Annotated in this window: 13 protein-coding genes, 4 tRNA genes and 1 pseudogene; 4 read left to right on the top strand and 14 right to left on the bottom strand. The window is 50.5% G+C overall.

Going from position 1 to position 16,222, the window contains the following annotated elements:
- Positions 1-17 precede the first annotated feature (17 nt).
- A complete protein-coding gene (gene rplY / locus ACWAU4_RS10435) occupies positions 18-305 on the bottom strand; it encodes a 50S ribosomal protein L25 (protein WP_045282740.1) in 288 nt (95 codons plus the stop codon).
- Between the two features lie 294 nt (positions 306-599).
- On the opposite strand from rplY, the gene ACWAU4_RS10430 reads away from it, so the two are divergent.
- On the top strand, positions 600-1,103 hold the full coding sequence (locus tag ACWAU4_RS10430; RefSeq protein ID WP_044734399.1) for a hypothetical protein: 504 nt from the start codon (positions 600-602) through the stop codon (positions 1,101-1,103).
- On the opposite strand, the gene ACWAU4_RS10425 is transcribed toward ACWAU4_RS10430, so the two are convergent.
- Together ACWAU4_RS10425 and ACWAU4_RS10420 are read right to left on the bottom strand one after the other, a co-directional pair.
- Complete coding sequence (locus tag ACWAU4_RS10425; RefSeq protein WP_081737067.1) at positions 991-1,539, bottom strand: DUF882 domain-containing protein; 549 nt, start codon at positions 1,537-1,539, stop codon at positions 991-993. The two genes, ACWAU4_RS10430 and ACWAU4_RS10425, sit on opposite strands and share 113 nt — an antisense overlap.
- Before the next feature lie 184 nt (positions 1,540-1,723).
- Positions 1,724-3,178 carry a L,D-transpeptidase family protein gene (locus ACWAU4_RS10420; protein ID WP_167716218.1) on the bottom strand — a complete coding sequence of 485 codons (1,455 nt, stop codon included), beginning with the start codon at positions 3,176-3,178 and terminating at the stop codon, positions 1,724-1,726.
- 203 nt (positions 3,179-3,381) lie between these two features.
- On the opposite strand from ACWAU4_RS10420, the pseudogene ACWAU4_RS10415 reads away from it, so the two are divergent.
- Positions 3,382-3,672: pseudogene (locus ACWAU4_RS10415) on the top strand (HU family DNA-binding protein); the annotation flags it as partial.
- 213 nt (positions 3,673-3,885) lie between these two features.
- Here ACWAU4_RS10415 and ACWAU4_RS10410 read toward each other — a convergent pair.
- The 8 genes from ACWAU4_RS10410 to ACWAU4_RS10375 all read right to left on the bottom strand — a co-directional run bounded on the left by ACWAU4_RS10410 (position 3,886) and on the right by ACWAU4_RS10375 (position 9,577).
- Positions 3,886-3,959: transfer RNA gene (locus tag ACWAU4_RS10410), tRNA-Cys, on the bottom strand.
- A gap of 36 nt (positions 3,960-3,995) precedes the next feature.
- Positions 3,996-4,071: transfer RNA gene (locus ACWAU4_RS10405), tRNA-Gly, on the bottom strand.
- Positions 4,072-4,239: 168 nt separating this feature from the next.
- Positions 4,240-4,788, bottom strand: a complete 549-nt coding sequence (pgsA, locus tag ACWAU4_RS10400; protein WP_028779289.1) for a CDP-diacylglycerol--glycerol-3-phosphate 3-phosphatidyltransferase — start codon at positions 4,786-4,788, stop codon at positions 4,240-4,242.
- Between the two features lie 47 nt (positions 4,789-4,835).
- Positions 4,836-6,665 (bottom strand): excinuclease ABC subunit UvrC, encoded by a 1,830-nt coding sequence (gene uvrC, locus ACWAU4_RS10395; RefSeq protein WP_117200649.1) that lies wholly within the window; start codon positions 6,663-6,665, stop codon positions 4,836-4,838.
- A gap of 90 nt (positions 6,666-6,755) precedes the next feature.
- A complete protein-coding gene (gene uvrY, locus ACWAU4_RS10390; RefSeq protein ID WP_025009635.1) occupies positions 6,756-7,400 on the bottom strand; it encodes a UvrY/SirA/GacA family response regulator transcription factor in 645 nt (214 codons plus the stop codon).
- Between the two features lie 276 nt (positions 7,401-7,676).
- A complete protein-coding gene (gene abiEi, locus ACWAU4_RS10385) occupies positions 7,677-8,198 on the bottom strand; it encodes a type IV toxin-antitoxin system AbiEi family antitoxin (protein WP_025009634.1) in 522 nt (173 codons plus the stop codon).
- Positions 8,199-8,558: 360 nt separating this feature from the next.
- A tRNA-Ser gene (locus tag ACWAU4_RS10380) sits at positions 8,559-8,649 on the bottom strand.
- 837 nt (positions 8,650-9,486) lie between these two features.
- Positions 9,487-9,577, bottom strand: a tRNA-Ser gene (locus tag ACWAU4_RS10375).
- 206 nt (positions 9,578-9,783) lie between these two features.
- On the opposite strand from ACWAU4_RS10375, the gene ACWAU4_RS10370 reads away from it, so the two are divergent.
- Together ACWAU4_RS10370 and fabA are read left to right on the top strand one after the other, a co-directional pair.
- Entirely contained in the window at positions 9,784-11,388 is a 1,605-nt protein-coding gene (locus ACWAU4_RS10370) for a Lon-insertion domain-containing protein (protein WP_144164878.1), read from the top strand.
- Positions 11,389-11,464: 76 nt separating this feature from the next.
- Positions 11,465-11,980, top strand: a complete 516-nt coding sequence (gene fabA, locus ACWAU4_RS10365) for a bifunctional 3-hydroxydecanoyl-ACP dehydratase/trans-2-decenoyl-ACP isomerase (protein ID WP_025888985.1) — start codon at positions 11,465-11,467, stop codon at positions 11,978-11,980.
- A 97-nt stretch (positions 11,981-12,077) separates the two neighbouring features.
- Here fabA and rmf read toward each other — a convergent pair whose 3' ends face one another.
- From rmf to ACWAU4_RS10350, 3 genes are all read right to left on the bottom strand, one after another.
- Complete coding sequence (gene rmf, locus ACWAU4_RS10360) at positions 12,078-12,254, bottom strand: ribosome modulation factor (protein ID WP_081737068.1); 177 nt, start codon at positions 12,252-12,254, stop codon at positions 12,078-12,080.
- A gap of 182 nt (positions 12,255-12,436) precedes the next feature.
- Complete coding sequence (locus ACWAU4_RS10355; RefSeq protein WP_454290560.1) at positions 12,437-14,278, bottom strand: DUF3466 family protein; 1,842 nt, start codon at positions 14,276-14,278, stop codon at positions 12,437-12,439.
- Between the two features lie 29 nt (positions 14,279-14,307).
- Positions 14,308-16,221 carry an ABC transporter ATP-binding protein gene (locus ACWAU4_RS10350; protein ID WP_454290559.1) on the bottom strand — a complete coding sequence of 638 codons (1,914 nt, stop codon included), beginning with the start codon at positions 16,219-16,221 and terminating at the stop codon, positions 14,308-14,310.
- Between the last annotated feature and the right edge of the window lies 1 nt (position 16,222).

Below are 16,222 nucleotides of genomic sequence, written 5' to 3'. Positions count from 1 at the left end.
CAACATCCAATTATCGATTAAGCGTAAACGAAGTCTACGTGCTCGATCATTGGCTTGAACGCGTGACGCTGCATAGCCTGAGCGCGTACTTTAACTTCTTTACCGTCCAGAACTATGGTCAGATCGCTGGTGTAGAAGTCATCGTTGGTTTGGATGTTGATGATATCTTTGTGCTCGAACACAATAGCAACGGCTTCTTTGCCGGCGCCATAGATAACGGCTGGAACTTTCCCGTCACGACGCAGGCGGCGGCTCGAACCTTTCCCAATCTCAGTGCGGGTTTGTGCTGGAATAGTGTAAGACATAATAATACTCTTTTGATAGTCAATAACTGGCCACTATTTTCGACCAATAGCGGCCTTCATATAAAGCGGGCGAATACTAGCACAGAGGTAACTGAGCCGACAAGCTGATTTACCCTTTACAGGTAAAAGTGAAGTCAATTTCTCTCTCCCGCTGTTGCTCATCTGTAACATCTGTAATCATTAAGAAAAGCCATTGCTTAGCAGAGGTTTTACCCTGATCGAGATCACAATTTTTCCATCGCCCTGCTGCTACCCTGCTTTCAGTAATCTGGTTTTATTACATGAAGCAGGCCGATGAACGCCAATCTGCAGCAACTGATACGGGATGATAGCCTGTGCTATAAACTGGCAGCGGAACTCCATTACCTGATCGAACATGCTCCGTTTCAACAGGAGAAGCTCGACCTGATTTTATTGGAGTTTCTCGCCTGTAATCAGCAGAAAAGCGGCCATCTGTTACATTTGATGCGTGCCTGCAACTGCCCGGATCTTATCGAGCAATTGAGCTCAGACGCTCTCTTTTATGACAGACTCAACACCTTGGTCGCCGACTGGCAGCAAACCCGCGAGCTGTTACGTCTCAGATTGCAGTTCAGCGAGCTGATGGCTCTATTGGAAGATAGAAAACCCCGCGAACAGGGCTTTATCCGCAGGGCAGAAACCAATCTCTCTGTGCCGGAAAAACCTACCAGCTGCGCACCGGCCCGCAGTCAACGTGGACAAATCCCGACTTCGGATAATAGCCGACTCCCCCTAGTTTTAATGACAGGGCAGCCTCACGCAAAGTCTCAAGCTTAACTCCGGGGATCGCGATATCCATTGCCATACCCCGCATATGGTAACTCTTCTTGGCTACGCCGTTACTCTTGCCGGCCAGCATGGCGTTGGTTTTAGGCGAGCGATAACCTGAAATCACATGGATCTCTTCAGAAACCGACAATGTCTGCTGCAGGTTGAACAGGAGATCGAACAGGCGTTTATCCATAGGGGCCGCCAAATTCAGCCGATGATCTCTCAGCAGATGGCTGAACTGCGACAGAGTGTTACTCTGATAATGACCGTCTTTCCAATAAGTCCCATCGCCACGCTCCCCTGTATGCCGGTTATAAAAACTCAGATATCGACTACCTTTAGTAGACCGACTCGCCATCGCTTTTGAAGGAAGCATAGAAACCATTGCCGCGCCGCCAAGGCCCATCAACAACTGCCTACGGGCAGGACATACTACTGACACTTATTCACCTTGCACAAAAAACAACCACAAGGCGGCAAATTATACGGGATTAACGCCAAGGTCAAGCGCCGATTTAGAGGCAGCGCCGCGGCCTTTTGAGATGAACTAGACAGAAATCGAGATAATTCCTTGCACCACATTAAGTTAGTAAAGCTTGGGTTCGGCGTCCCAAAGATACTGTTTATCAAGGACGCAGCAAATGCTCCTCACTTCCCTGATGCTGCTCTGCCTTGTGGGCCAATTCAGTATTCCTTATCGTCTGCGCCTCAAGTGCCACCTTAACTCCCGGGCTCAATTGATAGATGTCGCTGCGAAATTGCGCTCTTTCCCGCTCATCCATCCACGCAGTCCAATAAACCAGATGAACAGGCAGGCGCTGCTCAAAGGCAAACCATTGAGTGGTTTGATAGTCACTTTGCATCCGCTGCCAGGTTCTCTTGTCCCGCACCAGATTATTGGCCATCCAGGACGCCAACTCTTCCACCTTGTCGACCCGGATACAACCGGAAGACAGGGCTCGATTGGCTTTGGTAAACAGATGCTTGTCCGGTGTGTCATGCAGATAAACATTAAAGCCATTGCTGAAATGGAACTTATAGCGTCCCAAGGCATTATCGGCGCCCGGTTGCTGTACCAAACGATAAGGGAAACGGCCACTCGCCTCTTTTTGCCAGGCTGCGGCGCTTTCTTCCACTCTATTGCCCTGATAGTCATAAACATTGAAATGCCGCTGCTGCAGATATTCACCATCCTTGCGGATCTGCGGCAGTAAGTCGCGCCTCAGTATACCCCTTGGCACAGTCCAGGTAGGATTTAAAACGATATTGGATACCTCACTGCTGAGCAGTGGTGTTTGCCGATAGGGTTTGCCGACTATGACCCGGGAGCGTAACTGCACCTGGTTGTCATCCACCAGAGTCAACTCAAACGCCGGGATATTCACCAACAGATAGCGCTTTCCCAATTGCTGCTTGTAGACGGTGCGGGCGACGAAGTTGCCGGCCAGCATGCGGGCACGTTGCAATGGTTCAGTATTGAGCCAACGCAGCGTATCAGGGCCTATGATGGCATCGGTTTTAAGCCCATGACGGGATTGAAACGCTTCTACCGCCGAGGCCAGCTGCGGTGAATAAACCTTGTTGTCGCCCGGCTCGCTGCTGAGATCGCCAAGCCAATATAGACGCTTCGCAATTGTTGGGAGCAGCAGATGACTGTCGCCAGGGCGCAGCCAACCACCGGGATCCAACCTGGGCCATTGATGCCGCTCAGCGAGCCAAATGAGATAGCGGATCCGGCTGCTGGTTGCCAGATAGTCGTCTTCCTGAGGCTCCAGCGCCAGCGCCCGGCTGAGCGAATTGGCGTCAAGGGGTAGCGTGTTGAAGGCCAAAGGAACGCCACGACGCTTCCAGAAGGCTGCAATATCCTGTTCAATCCCCTCACGCAACTCCAGTTGAAGGTTAAGATCGCCGCGGCTCATGGAACGTAAATCATCGGCAAACTCCTGCCCTTCAGGCAGCAGAGCCAGCAACTGCAGCTGATTATTCAGGATCCTGATAGCGGCATCATCGGCTTTAACTGCATATGCCGCGCCGCTGAGGAGCAGAATGATCAGTAAAGGCATTAACACGCGCTTTGTCATATCGGCCTCCCGGGACATAAGCTCAATTATGGCAAATATGCGCCGTGATTCGATGATATTTTGCTGACAATTGGCTGAACGACCCTCGATTAACATAATACATTGGCAAGTCAATGATTATTAGCGATTGATAATTAACCACTTATTAGCACAAGCCTGTGATCATGGAGATTATTCTGATATAAAATCCTGCCAAAGCAGTAACAGGCAATATAATGAACAGACAAATGCTCATTCGGCAGATGGCCGAAAGACAACAGATCTCAAAGGCTCAAGCCAAAGTGCAACTGCAGCATATTCTGGCTAGCCTTACCCAGGCACTCAGTGAAGGCGAGAAGGTTTATCTGCCGCAGTTTGGCACTTTCGAGCTCAGATACCACCTTCCCCGCAACGGCCGTAACCCACAAACCGGTGAACCTTTGGAGATTGCCGGCAGCAATCAGCCTAGCTTTAAGGCTTCCCCTTCGCTGAAACAGGCTCTGCAGCCAGAGTAATACGTTCTCGGGGCAGGCTCTCTGCCCCCTGCATCAATAGTCATGCTTGTTGCTGGCCAAAGATATCAATACTGACGCTTGTATCTGACAGTTGAACCGGGATTTGATGTGATAAAAGTCAGCAGCTATTAACGAACGTAAACTTGGTATGAAAACAAGGGCTAAGTTTGCTTCTAGTGACTTTAAGGGAATTCAATTTAGGGGGATTAAATTTGGAGGCGCGACCCGGAGTCGAACCGAGATCGACGGATTTGCAATCCGCAGCATAGCCATTCTGCCATCGCGCCTTTTTGGGGTCACAGCATTGAGGTGCTGTGTGAGATTGGAGCGACATATCGGGTTCGAACCGATGACCTGTACCTTGGCAAGGTACCGCTCTACCAACTGAGCTAATGTCGCATCACTTTTCTTGCTTCGTTTTGTATTCAGAGCCAGCCCTGACTACGGATTGGCATTCTACGCTTTTAACCCCGACTGTCAACGAAGAATTAGTGCTTAACTGTTTGCTTGGACACTAAATAATCTTATCGAAACATTATTGTGCAATCGGGCACAAACTAGCACCGTTTAACCTGCTATCAGATCCTTCCAGGCGGCCTTGATATAACTGATCATCGACCAGAAGGTCAGGAAAGCCGCCACATACAGCAAGGCATAGGCGGTATAGATCATCCAGTCGCCCTGCTTCCAGATAAGGCCAATAATTGCCACCATCTGGGCTGCCGTCTTATACTTGCCAATCCAGGATACCGCCACAGCGCCGCGTTTACCTATCTCGGCCATCCACTCACGCAGCGCCGATATCACCAGCTCACGCCCTATCATAAACAGCGCCGGCAAGGTCAGCCAGATGGTGTTGTAGTCTTCAACCAGCAGCACCAGGGCCGTGGTCACCATCAGCTTATCGGCCACAGGATCCAAGAAGGCACCAAAACGAGTGGACTGCTCCAGTTTACGGGCCGCATACCCATCCAAGGCGTCGGTAATGGCTGCAAGCCAGAAAACAAATGCAGCCATGAACGGCGCCCAACTGTACGGTAAGTAAAATACCAGAACAAAAACAGGCAGTAAGAACAGCCTAAACCAGGTAAGGGCGATGGGTATATTAAACGGCATGATAAAACCAAATAATCAAAAGCAGCGCCAATCTTGCCTGATTTTTACTACCCCCGCAATGCATCGTGTATCGTTTGAGCCATTTCTGGACTAATCCCGGGCACTTTTGCCAATTCCGCCACACTTGCCCCCTTCACCTGTTGTAATCCCCCCAGATATTGCAGCAAAGCCTTGCGTCTTTTCGGGCCAATCCCCGGGATAGACTCAAGGCTTGAGGTGTTGCGGGTCTTTTGGCGTTTATTTCTATGACCGGTAATCGCAAACCTGTGGGATTCATCACGAATATGTTGAATAAGATGCAGCGCCGGTGAGTCATCCGGCAGTGAAAAGCTCTCTTCGGTATCACCGAAGATCAGGGTTTCCAACCCGGGTTTGCGGCTTTCACCTTTGGCGACCCCAATAAGTGTAGGTACGGCCTCTATGCCGACAAACTTTTCGTTGACCACTTCCTGGGCCATTCTGAGTTGCCCAAGGCCGCCATCGATAAAGACAATATCCGGGATCTTGCCCTGTGCATTGACTTTATCAAACCTGCGAGTCAAGGCCTGCTTCATCGCCGCATAATCATCACCGGGAGTAATGCCCTTGATGTTGTAGCGCCGATATTCGCTCTTGTCCGGCCCTTCACGATTGAACACCACGCAGGAGGCCACAGTGCTCTCCCCCATGGTATGACTGATATCGAAGCACTCCATACGTTTAATCGGGGTGCTTTGTTCAAGCGCCTCTTCAAGCAGCAGGAATCTCTGCTCCACCGTATTGCGGTGGGCCAGCTTGGTATTGACGGCATTGGTAGCATTGGTCTTGGCCAGGCGCAGATAACCGGCTCTGTCCCCCCTGACCCGAGTGCGGATGGCCACTTTCTTGTTCAGTGCGTCCATTAACACCTGCTCCAGCTCTTCCAGCTCCTCATAGCCGTCACTCAGGAGAATTTCCCGCGGGATAGTACGCTGAATATCGACATTGAGATAAAACTGCAGCATAAAGGCTCTGAGTACCTCAGCCATTTCGGTCTGCGCCGGCACGCTGGGATAGTAGCTGCGGCTACCGAAAATCTTGCCCTCGCGAATAAACAACAGGTGGAAACAGGCCACCCCTGAGGCGTAGTGCACCCCAATAACATCAAGATCACCATGGCTGGATGACACTTCCTGCTGCTCGGCCACTCGTCTGAGCGCCATGATCTGATCCCGATAGCGGGCCGCCTGCTCGTAGGCCATGGACTCGGCCGCCTGCTCCATTTTCTTGACCAAGGCGCTGAGCACCTGCTGATCCTTGCCCTTGAGAAACAGGGTCGCCAACTTGACCTGCTCCAGATATTCCTCGTCCGAGACCTTGCCGACACAAGGGGCGCTGCAACGCTTGAGCTGGTACTGCAAACAGGGACGCGAGCGCGCCTTGTAGTAGAGATCGTCACATTGACGAATAGGAAACAGTTTCTGCATCAAATGCAGGCTTTCACGCACCGCACCGCCATTGGGATAAGGCCCGAAATACTGCCCCTTCTCCCGTTGCGGCCCCCTGTGGTAAGCAAGCCTGGGGTGCCTGTGCTGGCTCAGCAAAATAAAGGGGTAAGACTTGTCATCCCTGAGCAGCACATTGTATTTCGGCAAGTACTGCTTGATGTAATCGTTTTCCAGGATCAGTGCTTCGGTTTCACTGTGAGTCAGTGTCACATCGATATTGGCGATATGGGACACCAGCGCCTGAGTCTTCACATTGGGCAGATTCTTGCGAAAATAAGACGAGAGCCGTTTCTTGAGATCTTTGGCCTTGCCCACGTAAATCACGCTACCGCCGCTGTCGTACATACGATAGACGCCCGGCGCTGAGGTCAGATTTTTAAGAAAAAGCTTGGGATTGAATTCCTGCGGCATGAACCCACTCTATGAATAACGGCTGAAGAGATAAAGATTTCAGGGACAGAAAACAACAAAGAAAGAGGGAGCCATGGCTCCCTGTGTAAATCAGAACTGCCCGGTGTCGAGCATTTTATACCGAATCGCCAATCGGGTCAGCTCCACATCGCCGCTGATCCCCAGTTTGGCAAACAAGCGATAACGGTAGCTGTTAACCGTCTTGGGGCTGAGATTCAGCTGCTCGGAGATATCATTGACCTTCTCACCATTGGTGATCATCATCATGATCTGCAATTCCCGCTCAGACAGCGACTTGAAGGGGTTTTCATCAGTCTGATCAAACTGACTCAAGGCCATCTGCTGGGCAATTTCCGGTGACAGATATCGCTGCCCGTGAGCGACCTGCCGAATGGCTTGGATCACCTCCGGCGGCTTGGCTCCCTTGGTCAAATAACCGGAAGCACCGGCCTGCATCACCTTGGTCGGGAAAGGGTCCTCTGAGTGAATAGTCAATACTATGATTCTGGCATGAGGTTGGTAACGCAGAATTTTACGGGTGGCCTCAAGCCCCCCTATTCCGGGCATATTCATATCCATCAAAATCACATCGGCTTCATTCTGCCTGCTCCACTGCACAGCAGCTTCGCCATCACCTGCTTCCCCTACAACTTTAATGCCTTTCTCATCTTCGAGGATCCGGCGGATCCCGGTTCTGACCAACTCATGGTCATCCACCAAATATACGGATATCAACTTCAACCCACCTTATTATTGTCGGCCTTTTCGTGTAGCCCTGATTCTTCGAAGCCTTTGGGATAATTTAGCCCATCTGCCGACAATAGAAAAGCTCAAGTTAACTTTATGATTATAAAAGAAACTCATTCTTATGTTGACTTGGATAAGGGATAAAGTGCAACAATCTTCCCTTTTGTTGCATAAAAATTCTCTTGCCAAGGCAATAAAATGCCAAAATCAGTGCAACAATGCCTTGGCCGAAAGACAAATAGGTTCTGGTCGACATTGAGCCGGTTAGGATTCAACCAACATATGTAAGTTCCGGCCAACCCGTTTCAGATCTCTCAGGGCCGCCGCTTCTGTAGCCATACGCAGCGGCCTTTGCGGAATTTTGATGGTATTGTGCAAAATATCCATGTCATCGCGCTGGGTATGGGTAAATTCGATAGTGCCATAGGGTGTCTTGAAAACTCCCTTTCGACCTGTGGTCATCACGGTAATGTAGCTGATAGGGATCTGCGAAATCGCACCGTATTCAGACAGGGCCGATTCCAGCGAAACATAGTTATACTCACCGCGCCGCAGTGCACAGGCGATATGCTCTACCGCGTAACTATCTCGCCGGCTCAGTGCAAACAGGTATACGCCGCGGCAGGGCCTTTCCAGGATCCCCTGCTTTATCAACCTAGGCAGGCTCTGCTTAAACGCTTCTGCCGTATCATCAAAAAATAGCCGCCTGAGATTCCCCTTGGTATAAACATAAATACCTTTACGATCAAAACTGTGCAGCCGTTGCAAAGCAGTACTGATATCCATAATCCAATCAAGTAGACATAAAAGTGCTTAATAGCATACCTAAATGTCCACTTAAAGCTATTGGAGCGAGATGACCTCTCTGTCTGAATTGAGAGGAAAATTTATGGACTTGAAACTGTGTAGGCGAGCTCTAACACAGAACTGATTTTCCCAGTAGCAATCATTAAAACTGGGACACGGAAAAGCCCGCTTATTTGCACAAGCGGGTCTCTCAGAATAAGGCAGAGGTACAGAGATTTAAATCCTGCATAACGGCGCTATAAACCCAGCAATCCGCTAACCGATACCAGGCTAATCGCTATTATCAAAACCAAGATATGAAAAAGCCCGCCTGTTCACACAAGCGGGCTTCTCTGAATATGGCGGAGGAGCAGGGATTTGAACCCTGGATGGGCTATAAACCCATGCCGGTTTTCAAGACCGGTGCATTCAACCACTCTGCCACCCCTCCGGAACGACGCAAATAATATATCCAACAAAAAAGCGTGTAAACCTTTAATAAATCATTTTATTCCAACTGCTTATTCGTTAAACAAAGCGGCTTTTAGTTGAGCATTTCAGAACTATAAACTGTCCCAACCCCGTCAGATAGATCTGAGTATCGTTGATGTAGTCGTTGGACAAACAAGTGGATTGCCTACTCTATTGGCGACTTTAAGTCTATGACTGGCATAGGAACGGAAATACGAAAGGCCCACCTTTTTGCACAAGCGAGCCTATCTGAATATGCTAAAAGGAGCAAGGAGTTGAACCCTGCATAATGGCGCTATAAACCCTCAATACTCTAAGTGGTACCTAGCCAATAGCAATCATCAAAACCAAGTACGAAAAAGCCCGCCTGTTTGCACAAGTGAGCCTCTCTGAATGTGGCGGAAGTGCAGGGATTTGAACCCTGCATGACGGCGCTATAAACCCAGTAATCCTCTAAGTGGTACCTGGCCAATAGCAATCATCAAAACCAAATACGAAAAGGCCCGCCTGTTTGCACAAGCGGGCCTATCTGAATGTGGCGAAGGTGCAGGGATTTGAACCCTGCATAACGGCGCTATAAACCCAGCAATACTCTAAGTGGTACCTGGCCAGTAGCAATCATCAAAACCAAATATGAAAAAGCCCGCCTGTTTGCACAAGCGGGCTTCTCTGAATATGGCGGAGGAGCAGGGATTTGAACCCTGCATAACGGCGCTATAAACCCAGCAATACTCCAAGTGGTACCTGGCCAATAGCAATCATCAAAACTCAGATACGAAAAAGCCCGCCTGTTTGCACAAGCGGGCTTCTCTGAATATGGCGGAGGAGCAGGGATTTGAACCCTGGATGGGCTATAAACCCATGCCGGTTTTCAAGACCGGTGCATTCAACCACTCTGCCACCCCTCCGGAACGGCGCAAATATTATAAGCTCACTAAGCCGTTGTAAACCCTTATTTCTAAAAATATGTTCATATGCCTAAATCTCAGCCATCCGAAGGATTCAAACGGAACTCATATCGAACAATAAAAGCCGCTCCAGAATGGAGATTTACCATGCCGCTCCGTCACCCCTGTGGTAAAATCAGCTTATCTTTAAATGACTTTGAGCCACAATGAAGCCTAGCTTGATCCCGGCCGGGGCCCTTACCCCTCAATACTCCAATCTGCAGCTTCCCACATCGAGCCAACTGACAGATCTATTACTTGGACAGGAAAGAGTCATAGACGCCTTTGGTCTGCTGCAAACCTTATCAGGACAACAGCTCTTCCTGGCAGACTTCCAGGGTATCCACCGCACTTGGCTGTTTGAAGCCCTGAGCGCCCAAAGCAAAATGCCAATGCAATATTTAAGCGGTCGCATCACCCGGGCGCAGCTACTCGGCTATCCGGATAGTCAACCATCAAGGCAACCGGGTGCCCTCGCAAAGCCCGGACTACTTTTTATCTGCGCCGAGTCCTTGTGGAAACGTGAGCCTTTATGGGAGCTATTGTTGGATGCCATCGAAAAAGGTGGCTTCGAGCTTCAGGGACAATGGCAGCCACTGCAAGCCAAAGTTGTATTGGTGGGCTCGAGTCTGCTCTACAGCGAGCTCAGGTACCATGAGCGCAGATTCAGCGAGTTGTTCGCCCTGCTTGGCGAGCTGGTATTTGAAATTGATTTGCAAAAGGTTACTGTCAATGCCTATGTAGCCTGGCTGGCAGAGCTGGCCAAGCTCAGTCATTGTCAACTGACCGAGTCGGCCTTACTGCCTCTGCTCAGGTACAGCAGTCGCCTGACAGAGCATCAGCAGCGCTTGAGCCTCGCCAGCGCAGATTTGGCACAAGTGTTCGCTGAAGCTGCTTTTTACAGCCAGGGGCAAGCGCTTGATGCCCACGCCATTGAACATGCCCTGGCACAACGTCAGCAGCGACATAACGCCCAAGAACAGCAGTCGGCACAAAATCTTGATGACGCCTTCATCTATTTGCCAACTGAGGGTGCTATGGTGGGGCAAATCAATGGCCTGACAGTGATAGACACCTTGGATTATTGCTACGGCGAGCCGGCCAGGATCACGGCATCAGTGCATTATGGTGATGGTGAAGTGGCCGACATTGAGCGGAAATCTGAGTTGGCGGGCAATATCCACGCCAAGGGAATGATGATCCTGTCCGCATGTCTCTATCGGGTATTTGGCCGCGACGCGCCCTTGCACCTCAATGCCAATATTGTATTTGAGCAGTCCTATCAGGAGATTGACGGTGACAGTGCCTCCTTGGCCGAATATTGCAGCCTGATCTCGGCGATAACCGAACAGCCGATAGACCAAGGGCTGGCTGTAACAGGTGCGCTTGATCAGTTCGGCAACGTACAGGCCATCGGCGGTGTCAACGAGAAGATTGAGGGTTTCTTCAAGCTCTGTGCCAGGCGTGGCTTGACCGGCAGCCAAGGGGTGATTATGCCCAAGTCCAATGTGCAGCAACTCAACCTGGCACCCGAGATCATAGCGGCGGTAGAGCAAGGTCAATTTCTGCTCTACGAAATCACTCATGTCGACCAAGCTGTCACTCTGTTGATGGGGATAGAGGCCGGGGAAGCAGACGAAGACAACAACTTCCCCGAAGACACTTTATACGGCATGGTGCAACAACGACTGGACAAGTTGGCAGGCAATCTTGATGAAGAACCGGGCTATTTTGCGAGCTTGCTGGCAAGATTGCCATTTTTTCGCCAATAAGTAGCTGATCGGAGTTGTTTGGCTTACACCTGTTCGCTAATCTTGGCGGCACTTGATGAAGGATGTGGTAACAACAATGACTAAAGCAAACAGTTTCAACAAAGAAGAGCTCATCGCCTGCGGCCATGGTGAGATATTTGGCAAGAACTCCCCTCGCCTGCCCGTGGACAACATGTTGATGATCGACAGAGTCGTCACCATCAACGACAACGGCGGAGCCTTCGGTAAAGGTGAAATTGTTGCAGAACTGGATATCAACCCGGATCTCTGGTTCTTTGGCTGTCACTTTGTTGATGACCCTGTTATGCCAGGTTGTCTGGGACTGGATGCCATGTGGCAACTGGTTGGCTTTTTCCTTGCCTGGGAGGGCGCCGTGGGTAAAGGCCGTGCACTTGGTGTAGGCGAGGTCAAATTTACCGGCCAGGTGCTGCCAGGCGCCAAGAAGGTGACTTATAAGCTTAATATCAAGCGCACCATACACCGCAAACTGGTGATGGGTATTGCCGATGCGACTTTGGAAGTAGATGGCCGCGAGATCTACTCAGCCACGGATCTGAAAGTGGGTGTATTCAGCGATACCTCAGCCTTCTAAAGCCATCGAATACAAGCAACAAGGTCGGCAATTGCCGACCTTGTTGCTTTCAGAGCGCTATAAAAATGCCCTCATCTGGGAGGGCAGTCTTGCTGAATTACTTATTGAACAGGCCGTTTATCCGGCCTTCTACCCCTTCGCGCCAGCCTCCTAGCCACTGGGAGCGAGAATCAAGATTCGAATAAGGACAAAGCTCCTTGGAGCGGCCGCCGACACCGGCTTGGAATCCCTTCGAAAAGGCTCGGTCTAAACGATCTCGTTTTTGTCTCTTCATGCAAGCGTCCTCTGTACTATTTTACATAGAAGCATCAGCTTCACTTGCTATGAATAGAACTTTTCAACGCCGAGATCAATCAAAAAATCGCCAATTATAGCGAAGAAATTTTAAACTATTGAGATCCTGATTAAAAAAAATCGGCGCCTTTTGGGCGCCGATCTCACAGGCTTAAACTAAGCTTAAATTTTGCGTCTGCGCCACCAGATCAGCGGCAGCAATGCCAACCAACCCAAGCTGGCCGCACCGGAACGCTCAAACGGCTTATCGATATCACCGTCGTCCACCTGAGTACAAGCTTCCCCACTGCCACTGGGCTTCAGAACAACCATACGCGGCAGATAAGAAGTCACTGGCTGACCGTTACCATTAAGCTCAAACAGCGGCTTGCCGTTTTCGCCGATCACCAAATTGCCGTCGTCATCAAACTGGTAAGAAGGCTTACGGATAAAGGCAGTACCTACTATGGTGCCTTCCTCATTGATGCTGTTGGCTTCCACCACCACTATGTCAGTGTTGTAGGTCAGGGTTTTGCCTGAGCCATCTTCAACACTCACTTCATGACGTTTCCAGTTGCCTTCGGCATCTTTCTCATAGCCTTTGGACTCACAGGTCAGCAGCTTATTGAGATTACTGAACTCACCGGACTCTTTGTCAAACAGGAAACCCACCTTAGGTCTTGGTTTGTCCTTGTCATGGGTAGACTCGATATAACCCACGACCTGACCTTTGTTGTTGATATCTCTGGGCTTGCTGGAGAGATCAGACATGGTGTTGTAGAAATCATTGGGAGTAACCGGCTTGGTCTCAGGGTTATTGGTATCATAGATAAAGAACTTATCGCGGATATAGCCCTGAATGTACTTGTTGTAGCTACCGACCAAGATCCCTGCATCATTGACATCATAGGCAATGGAGTTGCGCACATCATCATCGACAACCGGGATCCAATGGTACTTGTATTCACCATTGGCATCTTTACTCCAGTAGGCCGCATCCATTCTCAGGTTGTCTGAATCGTTATAACGATAAACATGGGAGCGTCCGGCAACAACTCCAGAGTTGTTCAGCCCCAGCCCCTGAGCGGTAAAGGTATAGTCTGAATCACCGGGAGTCAGACCAAGTGGCAGCTCAGTGCCGGTAACCGCGCCATTTTCATACTGCCAGACATAGGCACGCATCTGGTACTGAATATTGCGGGTGTTGTTGGCGTTGGGATATTTTTCCCGCTGCAGACACACATCCAGCGGCAGCGTGTTGTCGTCACTGAGACAAGCCGCGGCCCGTTCGGCGCCATAGTTACTGATGGCGGTACTGGCATAGCCGGCAACCAGGTTGTTGCTGTTGATGGCTGATGCCATGGACCAACCGCCGAGCTCGGCCGTCTTGTCGTCCTTGGTATAAGTGGTATAAGGCGGCAACAGCGGCACTTCAGTACTGCCGTCTTTAACAAAACCGCGCTGCTCGAAGTCACGGTAATACCAGTACTCCTGCCCTTCGGTTTCCCCGGTGTAGTCGACTTTCTTCTCTTTACCTGTCATAGCACCGACACGAATACCGGCGTCATTGACGTCATAGAAGAAACTGTCAACCGAATTGACACTGGCCGGATCGGCAGGGTCGGTATCCGCAGGCGGCGTGCTACCGTTTACACTCTCAAAATTGGGTGTCCAGGGACTGGCAGGATCGTTTTCCTGAGAGTTGAAGGTGAAGTTATTGGCAATGATGGGATCATTGATGGAATAGGTGATCTTTTCCTCTGGGGCGATACCATCTTCAATGTCGATAATGCCGTCATCATTATCCACATCCGAGGTGCTGAGCTTTTTCTTGCCCTTGGCTACACCTATGGCTTCATTATTGGCATTAACGCCCATACCATAACCAGTACGAGTATCGGTCAGGTTACCTTTGAGATCATATTCATCCAGGTTGACGACTTCATAGACAGGAGCCGCCTGCGATACCTGTAATACACTGATAACCCCCATGGCCACCAATGACAGCGCACTATTCAACTTCATTAATTTGATTCCCATTTAAATTTTTGAGCTTACTTCATTGACTCGAGTTCTTCCCAACGCTCGAAGTAAGCCTCCAGTTGCTGTTCTTTCTCTGCCAACTGTTGCAATTCGCTGCTCACAATAGCTTGATCCTGCGAATAAAAGTCCGGCTGATTGACGCGCTTCTGCAGCTGTTCCAACTCCTGCTCCAGAGTTTCCATCAAGGCAGGTAAAGCATCCAACTCACGTTGAAGCTTATAGGAAAGCTTTTTGGCTGTCTTGGGTTCTGCGGCTTTTTGCGGCGCAACCTCCTGTTTGACAGGCTTAGCTGCCTCAGGTTCCTCAGCGTCGCGATAGAAACGTGCCCCTTGGGCAACCGCATCCTGATAGCCGCCGACATATTCACTCCAACGGCCGTTGCCACTGAACCACCAGGAACTGGTGACCGTATTATCAATAAAGGCCCGGTCATGACTGACAAGCAGCAGAGTACCTTCATATTCAGTGAGCAGAGACTCTAGCAATTCCAGTGTCTCTATATCAAGATCATTTGTCGGTTCATCGAGAATGATAAGGTTGGCCGGCCTGAGCAGCAGTCTGGCCAGTAGCAAGCGGTTTTTCTCACCGCCGCTGAGCGCCTTGACCGGTGTACGGGCCCGCATGGGCGAAAACAAAAAGTCCTGCAGATAACTGAGGATATGCCTGTCTTTACCGTTAACAGTAACTGTGCTCTTACCCTCGCCGACGTTTTCTTCAACCGTCTTCTCCGGATCCAAGGCTTCGCGGTATTGGTCAAAGTAGGCGACTTCCAGCTTGGTGCCCGTCTTAATTTCACCACTCTGCGGCGCCAACTGACCTATCAACAACTTGATAAGCGTGGATTTACCGCAACCGTTGGGGCCAATCAGTGCGATGCGATCGCCGCGCATCACATTGGTGGAAAAGTCCCGCACCAGGTCCTTATCTACCAGGTTGTAATTGAGATCCTGCACCTCAAACACCAACTTGCCACTGCGATCGGCTTCAGACACCTGCATTCTGGCATTGCCCTGGCGTTCCAGGCGGGCCCGGCGCTCCATTCTCAAGGCCTTGAGGGCCCTCACCCGGCCCTCATTACGGGTACGGCGAGCCTTGATCCCTTGACGGATCCACACCTCTTCCTCGGCGAGTTTCTTGTCGAAATGCGCATTTTGTTCGGCCTCAACCCTGAGCCACTCCTGCTTACCATCGAGATAACTCTGGTAATCACCGGGCCAGGAGGTAACCACTCCACGGTCCAGATCCACTATACGGGTGGCTATCTTCTGAATAAAGCCACGGTCGTGACTGATAAAGGCGATGGCGCCCTTATATCCCAACAGAAACTGTTCCAGCCATTCTATGGTGTCGATATCCAGGTGGTTGGTAGGCTCATCAAGCAGTAACAAATCCGGCTCGCTCACCAAAGCTCTGGCCAGGGCGACTTTACGTTGCCAGCCGCCGGAGAGTTCAGACAGAGGTTTATCCGGGTCCAACCCCAGCAGCCGACAGTTTTGCTGAATACGGTTGTCGAGCTGCCAACCATCGAAGTGATCCAACTTGGATTGCAACCGCTCAAGGTTTTTCAGCATTTTGTCGAGCGCTTCGCCCTGGGCCTTGGCCATAGACTGCGACAGTTGATGGTATTCTTCGAGCAGTTGGCCCACATCGGCCAGACCGGCGGCAATATAGGAATAGACAGTGCCCTGTTCCGCTTTGGGTGGGTCCTGTTGCAGGCGGCTGACTTTAACATCGGTGGCGATATTGAACTCACCATCATCAAGCAGGACTTCTCCTGCCAACACCTTCAATAGACTGGACTTGCCGGCGCCATTACGGCCGACAATACAGACCCGCTCGCCGGCTTCAATACTGAAATCTGCCTGCTGCAGCAGAGGGGTATAACCATAGGCAAGCGAGCCATTATTGATACGAACCAGACTCACA

The sequence above is a fragment of the Shewanella sp. FeAMO genome (assembly GCF_053653955.1).
The sequence above is the reverse complement of the archived record's forward strand: the minus strand, read 5'-3'. Positions and strand labels throughout refer to the sequence as shown.